This window comes from Actinobacillus ureae ATCC 25976 (genome assembly GCF_000188255.1).
Lineage (GTDB): Bacteria > Pseudomonadota > Gammaproteobacteria > Enterobacterales > Pasteurellaceae > Actinobacillus > Actinobacillus ureae.
This window is the reverse complement of the sequence record NZ_GL831081.1, coordinates 594,659-608,908: the sequence shown is the minus strand read 5'-3', so window position 1 is coordinate 608,908 and position 14,250 is coordinate 594,659. Positions and strand designations below refer to the sequence as shown.

Below are 14,250 nucleotides of genomic sequence, written 5' to 3'. Positions count from 1 at the left end.
TTTAGTCCAACTTTTGGGGTGCAGATCAGATTGGTCGGCTTTTTTGTGGCAATATTAGGCGATTTTAACCGCTTTACATGTGCTAATTGGATTCACAATGCGTTCTCTTGCGGCAATAATTTGTAACTCATATACACCGGAATTTGCGGTGATTTCCATCACATCATTTACCGCATTTGCCGTGTGTTCGAATGCCTCTAAGTCTGACTTACCATTCAATAAATTTGCTAAGAAGAGTCCGGCGGTTAAGTCGCCTACGCCAACTGGTTCTTTGTCAAATTGATAGAGTGGGCGGCTAATATGCCAAATGCCTTCAGCCGTTGCAAAAAGCATCTCAAATTTGTCCGCTTGTTTGCCTACTTTACTTAAATGTTTGACTAAGACTTTTTTCGGGCCTTTGCTTAAAATAACTTTAACCGCTTCGATCGCTTGCTCAAAGTTTTCAACGGTTAAACCGCTTAGTTCTCGAAGCTCGACCAAATTTGGTGTAATAATGTCTGCGTGCGCCATGGCGATATTAATTAAGCCTTCTTTGACTCCGTCCGCCACGATACAGCCTTTATCCGGATGGCCCATCACCGGATCACACAGGTAAATTGCATTTTTATTCTGTAATTTAACCGCTTGATAGGCTTTAACAATCTCTTCTACCTGTTCTGCCGAACCGATATAACCGGATAACACTGCATTGCAATGTTTAAGTGCATCAATCTCGGCAATCCCTTGTACGATTTCGCCGATTTGTTCTTTTGGAATCACCATACCTTTCCATTTACCGTATTGCGTATGGTTTGAAAATTGCACCGTATTCAATGCCCATACATCCACACCGAGTAATTGCATTGGGAAAGTTGCGGATTTATTTCCTGCATAACCGTATACAACATGGGATTGAATAGAGAGGATATTTTTCATTCTTTTGATTCCTTTTTTATGTTCAATTGTGGATAATTTGGGCGAAATAAACTTGCATGTATAGTAAAAATACCTATAATAACGGCTCTTCCAACGAAGTATGCCGACTTAGCTCAGTAGGTAGAGCAACTGACTTGTAATCAGTAGGTCACCAGTTCGATTCCGGTAGTCGGCACCATTCTTATTTATTTCCTTTTATTTCTTCAAATTTATTCTTCACACAAATTTCTAACTTTTAGTTTATTGTCTATTTTTTTGCGCATAAAAAAGCGGTAAGATTTCCGCAAAATTTTGCCAAAATCCGACCGCTTGTTTTCGTTTAAACGTATCCGTAGCTCATTAAGCGTTGGTAACGACGATCTAATAAATCTTCTGTGCTTAACGGTGAAAGGTCAGCTAAGTCCGCTAAAATACGTTCTTTAAGGTTTTGTGCCATTTGGGCAACATCACGATGTGCACCACCTAATGGCTCAGCAACAATGCCGTCAATTAAGTTTAACTCTTTTAAACGTTGTGCGGTTAAGCCCATAACTTCTGCGGCGGTTGACGCTTTTTCTGCGCTTTTCCATAAAATTGAAGCACAACCTTCCGGTGAAATAACCGAGTAAGTTGAATATTGCAACATATTTACTTTATCACCCACACCGATCGCTAATGCACCGCCTGAACCACCTTCCCCGATCACCGTGCAGATAACCGGCACTTTTAATTGCGCCATTTCACGTAGGTTGCGCGCGATAGCTTCCGCCTGACCACGTTCTTCCGCACCGATACCAGGGTATGCGCCCGGTGTGTCGATAAAGGTAATAATTGGCATATTAAAACGCTCTGCCATTTCCATTAAACGTAAGGCTTTACGGTAGCCTTCGGGTGCCGGCATACCAAAGTTACGTTTTACTTTTTCTTTGGTTGTACGACCTTTTTGATGACCAATAACCATTACCGGACGACCTTCTAAACGCGCAATACCACCGACAATCGCTTTGTCGTCAGCAAAAGCACGGTCACCGGCTAATTCATCAAATTCGGTGAAAATATGTTCGATATAATCTAAAGTATATGGACGATTCGGGTGGCGTGCCATACGTGATACTTGCCATGCATCTAAGTTCGCAAAGGTTTTTTTCGTCAGCTCTTCGCTTTTCTTTTGTAGGCGTTTAATTTCATCATCTAAATCAATTTTACCGTCTTGCGCGCTGACAGCACGAAGCGATTCAATCTTAGCTTCAAGCTCGGCAATCGGTAATTCAAAATCTAAATATTCTTGGCTCATTCTTTCAATCCTGTTTTGCAGAAAATTCTATCTATTCTATCAGTGATAGAAGGAAAATAGGCAGAAAAGCGGTGTTTTTTTTGCAAAAAATTTGCAATTTTCGTAACAGATCCGACCGCTTATTCCTCAATGACAAATTGTCCCATTGCACCTCGGTCTCTTAACATAAAGTCAGAAACGCCAAAGGTGAACGGTAGTTGGGCAGAAGCGAGATGGTCAAAGCGAACCAATAAGGTGACTTCTTGGTCTTTTTCTAACCATACGGTATCTTGCCACGCTAGTTGTTTATGCGGTTCACGTTTACGATCTCGGGTTTCAACAATAAATTTTGCACCTTGTAGGGTAAAACCGACCGCTTCGTTGCTGATAATGTACCAGCGTTCCACACTGCCTTGTTTAACCGTAAAATCAATACGTTTAGGATCAAACCGCTGTTGGTTAATTAAACGATCTAACGGGCGTAACGCGATACGACGTTCCTGTGCGATTTTCAGTTGGAACGAATCTAAATCGAAAGCCGGTAATGACGGTTTAGTGGTAAACACCGATGCCATTCCTTCGGGATACAGTTCTAAAATAACATTATCAACCAAATCGTTATTATCGGCGAATAGGCTTTTTGCCTTGTAAAAAATATCCCGTTTTTGACCGCTTATCAGAGAGACGGTTTTGCCGTCATTCAGATCGACTAACACTTCAATACGAGCGGAAGGAGCAAGTGTGACGCTCGGCATTTCCACCGGCTCGGCAAGCATTCCCATGCCGGTTGCAATCACGTGTAACGGCTTATCATTATCTAAACGTAGCTCATAAGCTCGTGATAAAGATGCATTAACAATACGTAAACGTACCCAGCCTCGTGCCACGTTGTGATAAGCCGATTCTTGTCCGTTAACGAATAAACGTTTGCCAAAGAATTGCTTCTGATTTAAATCGAGCAGCTGAATGCCGTCTTTGTTAATGTGTTGATCTTGCAAGACTAACGGAATATCGTTCACCCCATATTTATTGGGTAGCGATGCCGTTTTGCTATTGGCATCTTCAATGATCCAAAGTCCGGCTAAACCTCTATACAGCTGAAACGCAGAATTTAGCATGGTGTCAGCGTGATACCAGCAGGTACAAGCGGGTTGATGGACGGAAAGAATCGGTGACCAGCTGCTTTTCGGCATTAATTTACGATGCACCGAACCGATCATTTCAGTCGGTGCTAATAGCCCCTGAATATTGATAGAAACCTGCTGTGGTAGATTATTCACATAAGTAAGTTTGACAAAATCATCCGATTTTACTCGGACGGTCGGCGCAAGGTATTGCCCATTAACGCCCCAAACATCCACCAATTTTCCTTTATTAAATTGTGTTTGTGCCGGACGTAAATCCAAACGAACAGGGCGACCGCGCCCCACTTCAATAATTGGCGGAATGCGTAATGGTTGGCGTTCTGCGGCAAAAAGTGTACTGGGTGCAGAAAGCATAGCTCCGGCTAATGCGGAGCGTTTCAGTAGTTGTCTTCGAGTCAGATTTTGTTTCATTATGTGCTTATTTCTTGGCATCTAACGCTGCAATTTCAGCATCTAAGTCAGCAATTTTGGCTGCCATAATGCTATGGCATTTTTCAATCAATTCTTTGATATTGTCACGGTTGTAACCGCTCGCATCAATCGGCTCTAAGCTTTCACAGATGACCGTACCGTTATCCCAACGATTGAGATCAACCTTATTATGTAGCGAAGAACACACAATTGGCACAATCGGTACGCCTGCTGCGATTGCAGTATGAAATGCGCCGGTTTTAAAAGGTAATAAGCCACGACCGCGGCTACGAGTACCTTCCGGGAACATCCAAATGGAAATTTGACGCTCACGAATAATTTCACCGACTTTGTTCATCGTGCTAATTGCGCTACTGCGTTTTTCTCGATTAATAAAGATATTGCCAGTTGCCCAATACACCAAACCGAAAAATGGAATCCAAATCAGGCTTTTTTTACCGATCGTAACAGTGCGAGGCGGCACGATACCGGCAATAGTTAACATATCGTAGTTATTTTGATGGTTAGCGATATAGATTGCCGGTTGAGTAAATTCCGGACGTGGACGATAAATCACTTTTAAACCGACCAGTTTGTGCATTGAGGCATACATTCTTGCTACGATGCCGACCGTGCTAGGGTGACGGAAACGGATAAAAGCATATATCGTACCAATGATAGAAATAAGAATCGCAGTCACGGCGACCGCAAGAATACGAGCGAGTTTTAGCATAATAAGCCCTTTAAAAAATCAACATTTAATTGCACGCAGTATAACAAAATTTACTTATTTTATTAAAAGGTTTAAACAGTGATTAAAAGTCGTTATATTAGGTCGGCTTTTAACCATAATAGGAGTTTGATATGAGCAAGGTAACATTAATGGGCAACCCGATTGATGTAGCGGGTAACTTTCCACAAGCGGGCGAAACCGTTGAAAATTTTACATTAGTGAATAATAGTTTAGAGAATGTTTCTTTGACAGATTTTGCCGGTAAACGCAAAGTGTTAAATATTTTCCCAAGTATTGATACCGGTATATGCGCAACCTCAGTACGTGTGTTTAACCAAAAAGCAGCGGATTTAACAAATACGGTCGTTTTATGTATTTCTGCTGATTTACCTTTTGCGCAAGCACGTTTTTGTGGTGCAGAAGGTATTGAAAATGTACAAACGCTTTCAACCTTCCGTCATAAAGCAGTACATCAACAACTTGGTGTCGATATTCAAAGCTCACCATTAGCCGGTTTAACATCACGTTCGGTGATTGTGTTAGATGAAAATAATCGTGTATTACATAGCGAATTAGTGGCAGAAATTAAAACTGAACCGAATTACGACGCGGCATTAGCCGTTTTAGCGTAATCTTCACAAGCGGTAGAATTTGCAAAAAATTTAGCAAAAATGACCGCTTATCGACAAAAAGTCCACGCAGCAAAACGTGGACTTTTTTGTGTGCCAAAGCTAGGCACAAACAAAAACTAACTGATCATCCCAAAAAATAAGCGGCGTGCGTTTACGTAACCAGACCGGCACTTGTGCTTGTTGGTAGAGCTTTTTCATCTCTTCCCGCATTGGCTTACCATATTGCGCTACTTTGCCTTGGTGAGCTAATTTCACTTGTAATGAGGCATCCACTAAGGCTTCCGGTAATAGCAAGCGGTTAATTTTGCCTGATTTTTTGTAAATAATGCTGTCGCCTAAATGCTGTAGCTCACCGATTCCGTCCGGTAGCGTTAACGATTGTTGGGCAAAGAGCAGCTGGCAAAAATCGTCCAGTTCAAGCAATTCACCGGTTAAATAGAGATGATGTTGATAACGGCGCAGCCAAAAATCGGCTAATTTAATCTGTGGATTTTTATCAACGTTCGTATAAATCATTTGCTGAATCACTTGTATCAGCCGTACTGTGCTTGGCATTTGTGTGCCGCATTTTTCCAGCCATAAACGAATAAGTTGCTGCTGTTTAGCTACAGAAAATTGTGGGAAATCTTTGATATTTAAGCGTTTTTCAGAAAAGTCCGCATAGCGTTGTAATTCTTGAGTGAGTAATTCTTCCAATAACATTTGTTGTTCGGCACAATGCTGTGCAGAACGAGCCACCATTTGACTGAAATGCTGCCAGCGTTGATTCATAATCGGCAACACTTCATTGCGTAAAAAATTACGCTCGTAATGGCTGTCGTGATTACTTTCGTCTTCAATCCAAGTTAATTGCTGTTGCAGCGCATATTGTTCGATTTGCGTTTTGCTCACATTAAGAAGCGGTCTAAAAATGGTAAAATTTTGCCAAAATCCGACCGCTTGCATCGCCGACAACCCTTTGATTCCACTGCCACGTTTCAAGGCAAGCAAGAAAGTTTCTGCTTGATCATCAAGATGATGAGCGGTCACTAACACTTCGTTAGGTAGAATAATTTCACCGATTGCTTGATAACGTGCCGTTCTGGCGCCGGCTTCGATACCTTCGCTGCGATCCACCGTAACTTTTTGCAAAATAAACGGGATTTTTAACCGCTTGCAAACTTGTTCACAGAAAGCTGCCCAACTGTCGGCATTCGGGCTAAGCCCATGGTGAATATGTACCGCTCTTAAGTTGAGTTTGAGTTCGGCTAACAGGTGCAATAACACAATCGAATCAATACCACCGCTTAAGCCAAGCACAAAATCCCGCTGAGTCGGGAAATAGTGCCTAAACTGTGTTTGAAGTGTATCCAGTAACATATTGCGCCTTATCTGTGTCGGTCATTTTCCTCATTCTATCATTATTCAGCGACTGTTTTTGAAAAAGAGCAGTGAGAGCCGGTTTTAATATGTTAAAATTTAAAGAATTTTATTAAGAAGAGAAAAACAATGTTAAATCAAGTTTCAGAAAGCTTGCTTGCACCAAGTGGGCTTGAGTTATCGCACTTGAGTAAAGTGCTTGATCATTTTGCGAATCGCCAAATTGATTATGCGGATCTCTATTTTCAATTAAGCCAAGATGAGAGTTGGTCGTTAGAAGATTCGATTATCAAAGAGGGCGGTTTTTATATTGACCGTGGTTTCGGTGTGCGTGCAGTATCGGGCGAGAAAACCGGCTTTGCGTATGCAGACCAAATCGGCTTGAGCCAGCTTGAACAATGTGCGACCGCAGCTCGCTCGATTACTAATGCAAGCGGTCAATTATCGGTAAAAAGTTTCAAACAAACGAATGCGATCAAACGTTATGCGTCGGTCAATCCGTTAGATACGTTAAGCCGTGAGCAAAAAGTAGAACTGCTGCATTTAGTCGATAAAGTTGCACGTGCGGAAGATCCTCGAGTGATTCAAGTTAATGCAGGGCTTTCAGCGGTTTATGAAGAGATGTTAGTGGCGGCAACAGACGGCACGCTTGCAACGGATATTCGCCCATTAGTGCGTTTATCAGTTTCGGTATTGGTAGAAGAAAATGGTAAACGTGAGCGAGGTTCTGCCGGTGCCGGTGGACGTTTCGGCTTAAACTGGTTCTTTGAACCGCAAGTGGTTAACGGAGAAATGACCGGTGACACTCGAGCGGTTTATCTGGCGAAAGAAGCGGTGCGTATGGCATTAGTCAATTTAGGCGCAATGCCTGCACCGGCTGGCACGATGCCGATTGTATTGGGTGCGGGTTGGCCAGGGATTTTACTCCATGAAGCGGTTGGGCATGGTTTAGAGGGCGACTTTAACCGTAAAGAATCATCACTATTTACCGGCAAAATTGGCGAACTAGTGACTTCGCCGCTTTGTACTATTGTTGATGATGGTACGGTGCCGGATATGCGAGGTTCGATTACAGTGGATGATGAGGGGATTCCTTCGCAACGTAACGTATTGATCGAAAACGGTATTTTGAAAGGTTATATCCAAGATAAACTTAACGCCCGTTTAATGGGAGTTGCTCCAACTGGCAATGGCCGCCGTGAGTCGTATGCACATTTACCAATGCCCCGTATGACAAATACCTATCTCACAGAAGGATCGCACAGCTTTGAGGAAATGATTGAATCAGTTGATTACGGTATTTACGCACCGCATTTCAGCGGCGGTCAGGTGGATATTACTTCGGGTAAATTTGTGTTCTCAACTTCAGAAGCTTATTTAATCGAAAAAGGTAAAATCACTAAACCGGTTACCGGCGCAACCTTAATCGGCAGCGGTATTGACGCTATGCAGCAGGTTTCAATGGTCGGCAAGAAAATGGAACTCGACCCAGGTATCGGCACTTGCGGTAAAGAAGGGCAATCCGTACCGGTCGGTGTAGGCCAACCGACCGTGAAGTTAGATAAGATTACGATTGGCGGACGAGGGTAAATAAAGGCAGCAAGATTCAACGATCTTGCTGTTTTTTATACTAAAGAGATTGTGATTGCCTTACTTCGTTAAATTTTTTAAGATGTATATCTATTGTGTATCCATGGAAGTGGAGGAAGCATGAGAACTGCGCCAATTAATTTACGAGCGATGCCTGATCAGCGTGATTTAATTGATTATGCGGCAAGTATTTTAGGTAAGACACGTTCTGACTTTATGTTAGAAACTGCATGCCAAGCTGCCCAAAATGTGATTTTAGATCGTACTGTTTTCCAATTAAATGAGCAGGCTTTTGAGCAATTTAACCGATTGTTAGAGCAACCGACAACGGATAATCCGGGGTTAGATAATCTGTTAAATACCAAAGCAGTGTGGGAGTAAAAATGCATGCTCCTGAACTGTTTTCCGAGCAGCATATTGTACGATATTTTCAGTGAGGAGAAGTCGTGTTAGATCAATGGCTACAACGTACTGCATTGAAAAATCAGCAAAATAATGCCAGTAAAACCTTTGTTGTGTGTGATGAGAATAAACAGGTGATGGGATTTTATTGTTTATCTGCCGGTTCGGTGAGTCGTCAGTTTGTTGCAGGCGCACTAAGACGTAATATGCCCGATCCGATTCCCGTGATCATTTTAGGTAGATTATCTGTCGATTGCTCAGCACTGGGTAAGCAGTTAGGCGTATCAATGTTAAAAGATGCGGTCTTAAAATCGAAGACGGTGGCGAACCAAATCGGGGTAAAAGCATTGCTTGTTCATGCGTTAAACCCGCAAGCAAAACAATTTTATTTAAAGTATGGTTTTTCATGTTCACCCATTGATGAGATGGTTTTAATGTTAAAACTCTAAACAAGCGGTCATTTTTGACTGATATTTTACAAATTATCGGTTTTCGTTTGAGGAAAGCGGATAAAAACAAGGAAAAAATAATATGGCATGGGTACAAATTCGTTTAAATAGTACGGATAAACAGGCTGAGCAAATCAGTGATTTTTTAGAAGAAATCGGGGCGGTGTCGGTAACTTTTATGGACAGTCAGGATACGCCGATTTTTGAGCCGTTACCGGGTGAAACCCGTTTATGGGGTAATACGGATGTAGTGGGTTTATTTGATGCGGAAACCGATATGAAAGCGATTGTTGAAGCATTAATTGCCAGCCGTTTAGTCGAAGCGGATTTTGCACATAAGATCGAGCAAATCGAAGATAAAGACTGGGAACGTGAATGGATGGATAACTTCCACCCGATGCAATTCGGTAAACGCTTATGGATTTGCCCAAGTTGGCGTGAAGTACCGGATCCGAATGCGGTGAACGTGATGCTTGATCCGGGTCTTGCTTTCGGTACCGGTACGCACCCGACAACCGCACTTTGTTTGCAATGGTTGGATAGCTTAGATTTAGCTGGTAAAACGGTGATCGATTTTGGTTGTGGTTCAGGTATTTTAGCGATTGCGGCACTTAAACTCGGTGCAAAACAAGCGATCGGGATTGATATCGACCCGCAGGCGATTTTAGCTTCTACTAATAATGCGGAAGCAAATGGTGTGGCGGATCGTTTACAGTTATTCTTAGCGAAAGATCAACCGCAAGATCTACAAGCCGATGTGGTGGTAGCGAATATTCTTGCCGGCCCGCTGAAAGAGCTTGCACCAAATATTATTACGTTGGTGAAACCACAAGGTGATTTAGGTTTATCCGGTATTTTAGCAACGCAAGCGGAATCGGTCTGTGAAGCCTATGCGCCGGACTTCAATCTTGATCCGGTGGTAGAAAAAGAAGAGTGGTGTCGTATTACCGGCATGAAGAAATAAGCGGTCATTTTTGTCAGATTATTTGCAAAAAAAGCGGAAAATTAGACCGCTTGTAAACAGTAAAAAGGGCTATCAAACGATAGCCCTTCTTTTATCTGTCAGCTAACAGCTTATTTTAAGCTGCCTACCATATCTTCCGGACGAACCCATTCATCGAATTGTTCAGCAGTTACTAAACCTAAGTTAATCGCTTCTTCTTTTAAGGTTGTGCCGTTTTTGTGTGCGGTTTTCGCAATTTTCGCTGCATTTTCATAACCGATATGTGTGTTTAATGCGGTTACCAACATTAATGATTGCTCAAGTTGTTGCTTAATGCGTGGGAAGTTTGGCTCAATACCGGTTGCACAGTGTTCGTCGAATGATACGCAAACATCACCTAATAATTGCGCTGATTGTAAGAAGTTTGCCGCCATAACCGGTTTGAATACATTCAATTGGAAATGACCTTGCGTACCGGCAAATGAAATGGTCGTATCGTTACCTAATACTTGTGCCGCAACCATGGTCATTGCTTCACACTGTGTTGGGTTTACTTTACCCGGCATGATTGATGAACCCGGTTCATTTTCCGGAATTAAGATTTCACCGATACCCGAACGAGGGCCTGAAGCAAGTAAACGAATGTCGTTGGCAATTTTATAAAGTGACACGGCAATTTGTTTTAATGCACCATGTGTTTCTACGATTGCATCATGTGTTGCAAGTGTTTCGAATTTATTTTGCGCAGTAATAAACGGTAAACCGGTGAATTTAGCGATATAGTTCGCTACTGTTACATCATAACCTTTCGGTGTATTTAAACCGGTACCTACCGCTGTACCACCTAATGCTAATTCAGATAAGTGCGGTAAGGTATTTTCCAATGCTTTAATACCGAATGCTAATTGTGCCGCGTATGCAGAGAACTCTTGACCTAATGTTAACGGCGTTGCATCCATTAAGTGAGTACGACCGATTTTTACCACGTCTTTGAATGCTTCCGCTTTTTCTGCAAAGGTTTTTTGTAAGCGTTTTACACAAGGCAAGGTATGTTCTACCACTTTTTTGTATGCTGCAATGTGCATTGCTGTCGGGTAGGTATCGTTTGAAGATTGTGATTTGTTTACATCATCATTCGGATGAATAATTGATTTTTCACCTAATTTGCCGCCGTTAATTACGTGGGCACGGTTAGCGATAACTTCATTGAGGTTCATATTTGACTGTGTACCTGAACCAGTTTGCCAAATCACTAATGGGAATTCGCCGTCTAATTTATGATCAAGAATTTCATCGCAAGCGGTTGCAATTAAGTCACGTTTTTCAGCAGGAAGTACGCCTAAATCGGTATTTGCAAAGGCTGCGGCTTTTTTCAAGTAAGCGAATGCTTCGATGATTTCAGCGGGCATCGATGCTTCCGGGCCAATTTTGAAGTTATTACGAGAGCGCTCGGTTTGCGCCGCCCAATAACGATTAGCAGGTACTTGAACTTCGCCCATTGTATCTTTCTCAATACGATATTCCATTTGTGTTCTCCTGTGGATAATGTAAATGTTTAATTTGGGTATCTAACAATTTCTAGGTAGGATAGTAGCACTGGCAAAAGAAGAAAGAAACTGGCTCAAAACATTCCGTTCTACTTTTTTTATTATTTTGTGATATGGATCAGAATTTACCGAATTAGCTAAAAAAATAGCCATAGTAACGATTTTTTACTATGGCTTTTATTTATTAAAACTTATAAGAAGAAAGTACTTAATTGGAAGAGTTTTTCAATTTCGCTGACTTGTTTCTTGTCGTTCACAAACACAATCACTCTGTCGTTTTCTTCAATTTGGGTGGATTTATGGACGATGATAATTTCTTCATTTCGCACAATAGCGCCGACAATTGCACCTTGCGGCAGTTTCAATTCTCGTACGGTACGCCCGACAACTTTAGAGGATTCCGCATCACCGTGCGCAATGGCTTCGATACATTCCGCCTGTCCTTGTTTTAGTGAAGCAACCTGCACAATATCACCTTTGCGAACATGGCTGGAGAGGGCTGAAATGGTTGCCTGTTTAGGTGATAGAGCAATATCAATGCTTCCGCCTTGAATCAGGTGTAAGTAAGCCATTTTCTGTACCAGAACAATCGCTTTTTTCGCACCAAGTCGTTTCGCTAATAACGCCGACATAATGTTGGCTTCATCATCGCTGGTGAGTGCGAGGAATAAATCAATATTTTCGATATGTTCTTCAAACAGTAACTCTTGGTCGGATGTATCACCGCACAGCACTAACGCTTTTTCTAATTTTTCAGCGAGTTTCTCCGCCTTACGAGGATCTCGTTCAATCATTTTAACGCTGCATTGTTCTTCGAGATCTTTTGCCAGACCGGTACCAATACTGCCGCCACCGACAATCATCACTCGCTTATGCGGTCTGTCCAAGCGTTGTAACTCACTCATAACCGCTTTGATATTATGGGTTGCACAGATAAAGAATACTTCATCGCCGGCTTCGATAATGGTTGAACCTTGCGGAATGATGGCACGATCTTGGCGGAAAATTGAAACAATACGTGCTTCGATATAAGGTAAATGGTCACGTAATGCCGAAATTGGATAGCCGACTAACGGGCCACCATAATAAGCTTTCACACTGACGAGGCTGACAAGCTCATTGGCAAAATGTGCCACTTGCAACGCACCCGGATAATCAATTAGGCGCAGAATTTCTTTTTTTACCAATACTTCCGGCGCAATAATATGATCGATCGGCAACGCATTATCGGTAAAGAGCTTTTCTTTTTCTCGGACGTAATCGGAATTGCGAATACGGGCGATTTTGGTCGGGATATGAAACAATGTATGAGCGATTTGGCACGCAATCATATTGGTTTCATCGCTTTCGGTTACCGCAACAATTAAATCTGCGTCACTGGCACCCGCATCTCGTAATACTTGCGGCGATGCTCCGTTCCCCTTTAATACTTGTAAATCGTGTTTATCTTGTAACGTGTTTAAACGCCCCTGATCGTCGTCGATTAAGGTAATATCGTTATCTTCACTTACTAGATTTTCTGCGAGAGTGGAGCCGACTTGACCGGCTCCTAAAATAATTATTTTCATTCAGTTTTTACCAACTTTGCATAGAAGAAACCGTCTCCGCCTTTTTCCTGCGGGAAGAATTGCTTCATTGCTGTTTTTTTACCGTTAAAATCCATTTCTACCAGTTTGGCATCTGTTTGCTGAGCGACAAAGCGGTTGATTTGTTGCTCGTTTTCTTCAGGCAGAATAGAACAGGTAGCATATAATAAAACACCGTTTGGTTTGAGCCTTTGCCATAATGCGTGCAGGATTTTGCTTTGCAATTCGGCAAGTCCGGCAATATCTTGTTCTTTACGCAGCCATTTGATATCCGGATGGCGGCGAATCACACCGGTTGCCGAGCAAGGCGCATCTAATAGGATACGATCAAACATCACATCCGGCTCAAGCCATTCTTGCGGCTTTGAAGCATCTCCGCAAATTACTTTAGCGGCTTGTCCTAAACGTGTTAAGTTTTCTCGCACACGTTTGAGGCGGTTTTCTTCAATATCTAATGCAATCACTTGTGCTTGCAGTGCTTTTTCTAAAATATGGGTGGTTTTGCCACCGGGTGCGGCACAAGCGTCTAGAATCAACTCGCCGTTTTTTGCACCGAGTAATTCGGCAGACCATTGTGCGTGCACATCTTGCACGGTCGCCCAACCTTTTTCGAAATGCATAAGTTTAGCCACCGGCACCGGATTCTCAAGCAAAATGGCGCAATCCGGCACACAAGCGGTCGAATTTTCAGAATTTTTTGCAACTAATTCACCGAGCAATACCGCGTAGTCTTGCGCTTTAATATGTTGCTGATTGGCCCGAATCCACATCGGTGGGCGCTGGTTATTCGCTTCCACAATCTCTCGCCAGTGTGGGTACACTTTTTTGATGCGATTCACAAACCAGTCCGGATGTAGCGTCTGCCAATGTTTATCGACAACCGCCAAAATCTGTGCTTGTTCACGTAAGAAGCGGCGCAACACCCCGTTAGTTAGCGCTCTGAAGCTATCCAATTTTAGCACTTTGGTAGCATTAACCACTTCATCCACTGCAGCGTGTGCAGGCACTCGCATATAGAGTAATTGATATAGCCCTACCAGTAGTAAACAATGGACTAAACGAGTTTTACCTTTAATCGGCTTTGCGACTAATTGTTTAATCACCAGTTCCAAACGTGGCAATACACGACAAATCCCAAACGTGATTTCTTGCACTAAGGGAACATCTTTCGGATCAAGTTGGGTTTGTGCTTCCGGCAGTAGGCTGGAAAGTGATTTCCCCTGATCTAAAACTTGTAAGATAATTTGTGCGGCAATCGCACGTGTATTTTGTTTTTTGTTTTTCAT

The 14,250-nt window shown here is 42.5% G+C and carries 12 protein-coding genes, 1 tRNA gene and 1 pseudogene; 6 read left to right on the top strand and 8 right to left on the bottom strand.

Translation table 11 applies throughout. The annotated features are described in order from the left end of the window. Positions 1–54: 54 nt before the first annotated feature. Positions 55–915 carry a pyridoxal kinase PdxY gene (gene pdxY / locus HMPREF0027_RS10840; RefSeq protein WP_005625204.1) on the bottom strand — a complete coding sequence of 287 codons (861 nt, stop codon included), beginning with the start codon at positions 913–915 and terminating at the stop codon, positions 55–57. A 102-nt stretch (positions 916–1,017) separates the two neighbouring features. Between pdxY and HMPREF0027_RS10835 the strand changes: the two genes are divergently transcribed. Next, positions 1,018–1,093 (top strand) — tRNA-Thr (locus HMPREF0027_RS10835). Between the two features lie 141 nt (positions 1,094–1,234). On the opposite strand, the gene accA is transcribed toward HMPREF0027_RS10835, so the two are convergent. The 3 genes from accA to HMPREF0027_RS10820 all read right to left on the bottom strand — a co-directional run bounded on the left by accA (position 1,235) and on the right by HMPREF0027_RS10820 (position 4,456). Beyond that, positions 1,235–2,188: an acetyl-CoA carboxylase carboxyl transferase subunit alpha gene (gene accA, locus HMPREF0027_RS10830; protein ID WP_005625202.1), complete on the bottom strand. Its 954-nt coding sequence runs from the start codon at positions 2,186–2,188 to the stop codon at positions 1,235–1,237. A gap of 119 nt (positions 2,189–2,307) precedes the next feature. Next, positions 2,308–3,723 carry a multicopper oxidase domain-containing protein gene (locus HMPREF0027_RS10825; RefSeq protein ID WP_044024526.1) on the bottom strand — a complete coding sequence of 472 codons (1,416 nt, stop codon included), beginning with the start codon at positions 3,721–3,723 and terminating at the stop codon, positions 2,308–2,310. 7 nt (positions 3,724–3,730) lie between these two features. After that, positions 3,731–4,456 (bottom strand): 1-acylglycerol-3-phosphate O-acyltransferase, encoded by a 726-nt coding sequence (locus HMPREF0027_RS10820; RefSeq protein WP_005625199.1) that lies wholly within the window; start codon positions 4,454–4,456, stop codon positions 3,731–3,733. Positions 4,457–4,587: 131 nt separating this feature from the next. On the opposite strand from HMPREF0027_RS10820, the gene tpx reads away from it, so the two are divergent. Then, positions 4,588–5,088: a thiol peroxidase gene (gene tpx / locus HMPREF0027_RS10815; RefSeq protein ID WP_005625197.1), complete on the top strand. Its 501-nt coding sequence runs from the start codon at positions 4,588–4,590 to the stop codon at positions 5,086–5,088. A gap of 99 nt (positions 5,089–5,187) precedes the next feature. On the opposite strand, the gene tilS is transcribed toward tpx, so the two are convergent. Further along, entirely contained in the window at positions 5,188–6,447 is a 1,260-nt protein-coding gene (gene tilS / locus HMPREF0027_RS10810; RefSeq protein ID WP_005625195.1) for a tRNA lysidine(34) synthetase TilS, read from the bottom strand. A 129-nt stretch (positions 6,448–6,576) separates the two neighbouring features. On the opposite strand from tilS, the gene tldD reads away from it, so the two are divergent. The 4 genes and pseudogenes from tldD (at position 6,577) to prmA (ending at position 9,852) form a co-directional block, all read left to right on the top strand. After that, positions 6,577–8,037: a metalloprotease TldD gene (gene tldD / locus HMPREF0027_RS10805; protein WP_005625193.1), complete on the top strand. Its 1,461-nt coding sequence runs from the start codon at positions 6,577–6,579 to the stop codon at positions 8,035–8,037. A 120-nt stretch (positions 8,038–8,157) separates the two neighbouring features. Continuing rightward, the gene (locus HMPREF0027_RS10800; RefSeq protein ID WP_005625192.1) at positions 8,158–8,418 is read left to right on the top strand and encodes a type II toxin-antitoxin system TacA family antitoxin; all 261 of its coding nucleotides are present in this window, start codon (positions 8,158–8,160) and stop codon (positions 8,416–8,418) included. A gap of 2 nt (positions 8,419–8,420) precedes the next feature. After that, positions 8,421–8,888 (top strand): annotated as a pseudogene (locus HMPREF0027_RS10795) (GNAT family N-acetyltransferase). Positions 8,889–8,970: 82 nt separating this feature from the next. Next, entirely contained in the window at positions 8,971–9,852 is an 882-nt protein-coding gene (prmA, locus tag HMPREF0027_RS10790; protein ID WP_005625188.1) for a 50S ribosomal protein L11 methyltransferase, read from the top strand. Between the two features lie 110 nt (positions 9,853–9,962). On the opposite strand, the gene fumC is transcribed toward prmA, so the two are convergent. The 3 genes from fumC to rsmB all read right to left on the bottom strand — a co-directional run bounded on the left by fumC (position 9,963) and on the right by rsmB (position 14,250). Then, positions 9,963–11,357 (bottom strand): class II fumarate hydratase, encoded by a 1,395-nt coding sequence (gene fumC, locus HMPREF0027_RS10785; protein ID WP_005625187.1) that lies wholly within the window; start codon positions 11,355–11,357, stop codon positions 9,963–9,965. A gap of 212 nt (positions 11,358–11,569) precedes the next feature. Next, positions 11,570–12,946 carry a Trk system potassium transporter TrkA gene (gene trkA, locus HMPREF0027_RS10780; protein WP_005625185.1) on the bottom strand — a complete coding sequence of 459 codons (1,377 nt, stop codon included), beginning with the start codon at positions 12,944–12,946 and terminating at the stop codon, positions 11,570–11,572. Continuing rightward, on the bottom strand, positions 12,943–14,250 hold the full coding sequence (gene rsmB, locus HMPREF0027_RS10775; RefSeq protein ID WP_005625183.1) for a 16S rRNA (cytosine(967)-C(5))-methyltransferase RsmB: 1,308 nt from the start codon (positions 14,248–14,250) through the stop codon (positions 12,943–12,945). The genes trkA and rsmB overlap by 4 nt, the downstream gene beginning before the upstream one ends.

What these genes read in the sequence shown, in the direction of transcription:
- tilS (WP_005625195.1), bottom strand. Translation starts at nt 6,447, where the DNA reads ATGTTACTGGATACACTTCAAACACAGTTTAGGCACTATTTCCCGACT.
- rsmB (WP_005625183.1), bottom strand. Translation starts at nt 14,250, where the DNA reads ATGAAAAACAAAAAACAAAATACACGTGCGATTGCCGCACAAATTATC.
- tpx (WP_005625197.1), top strand. Translation starts at nt 4,588, where the DNA reads ATGAGCAAGGTAACATTAATGGGCAACCCGATTGATGTAGCGGGTAAC.
- HMPREF0027_RS10825 (WP_044024526.1), bottom strand. Translation starts at nt 3,723, where the DNA reads ATGAAACAAAATCTGACTCGAAGACAACTACTGAAACGCTCCGCATTA.
- accA (WP_005625202.1), bottom strand. Translation starts at nt 2,188, where the DNA reads ATGAGCCAAGAATATTTAGATTTTGAATTACCGATTGCCGAGCTTGAA.
- pdxY (WP_005625204.1), bottom strand. Translation starts at nt 915, where the DNA reads ATGAAAAATATCCTCTCTATTCAATCCCATGTTGTATACGGTTATGCA.
- HMPREF0027_RS10820 (WP_005625199.1), bottom strand. Translation starts at nt 4,456, where the DNA reads ATGCTAAAACTCGCTCGTATTCTTGCGGTCGCCGTGACTGCGATTCTT.
- prmA (WP_005625188.1), top strand. Translation starts at nt 8,971, where the DNA reads ATGGCATGGGTACAAATTCGTTTAAATAGTACGGATAAACAGGCTGAG.
- tldD (WP_005625193.1), top strand. Translation starts at nt 6,577, where the DNA reads ATGTTAAATCAAGTTTCAGAAAGCTTGCTTGCACCAAGTGGGCTTGAG.
- HMPREF0027_RS10800 (WP_005625192.1), top strand. Translation starts at nt 8,158, where the DNA reads ATGAGAACTGCGCCAATTAATTTACGAGCGATGCCTGATCAGCGTGAT.
- fumC (WP_005625187.1), bottom strand. Translation starts at nt 11,357, where the DNA reads ATGGAATATCGTATTGAGAAAGATACAATGGGCGAAGTTCAAGTACCT.
- trkA (WP_005625185.1), bottom strand. Translation starts at nt 12,946, where the DNA reads ATGAAAATAATTATTTTAGGAGCCGGTCAAGTCGGCTCCACTCTCGCA.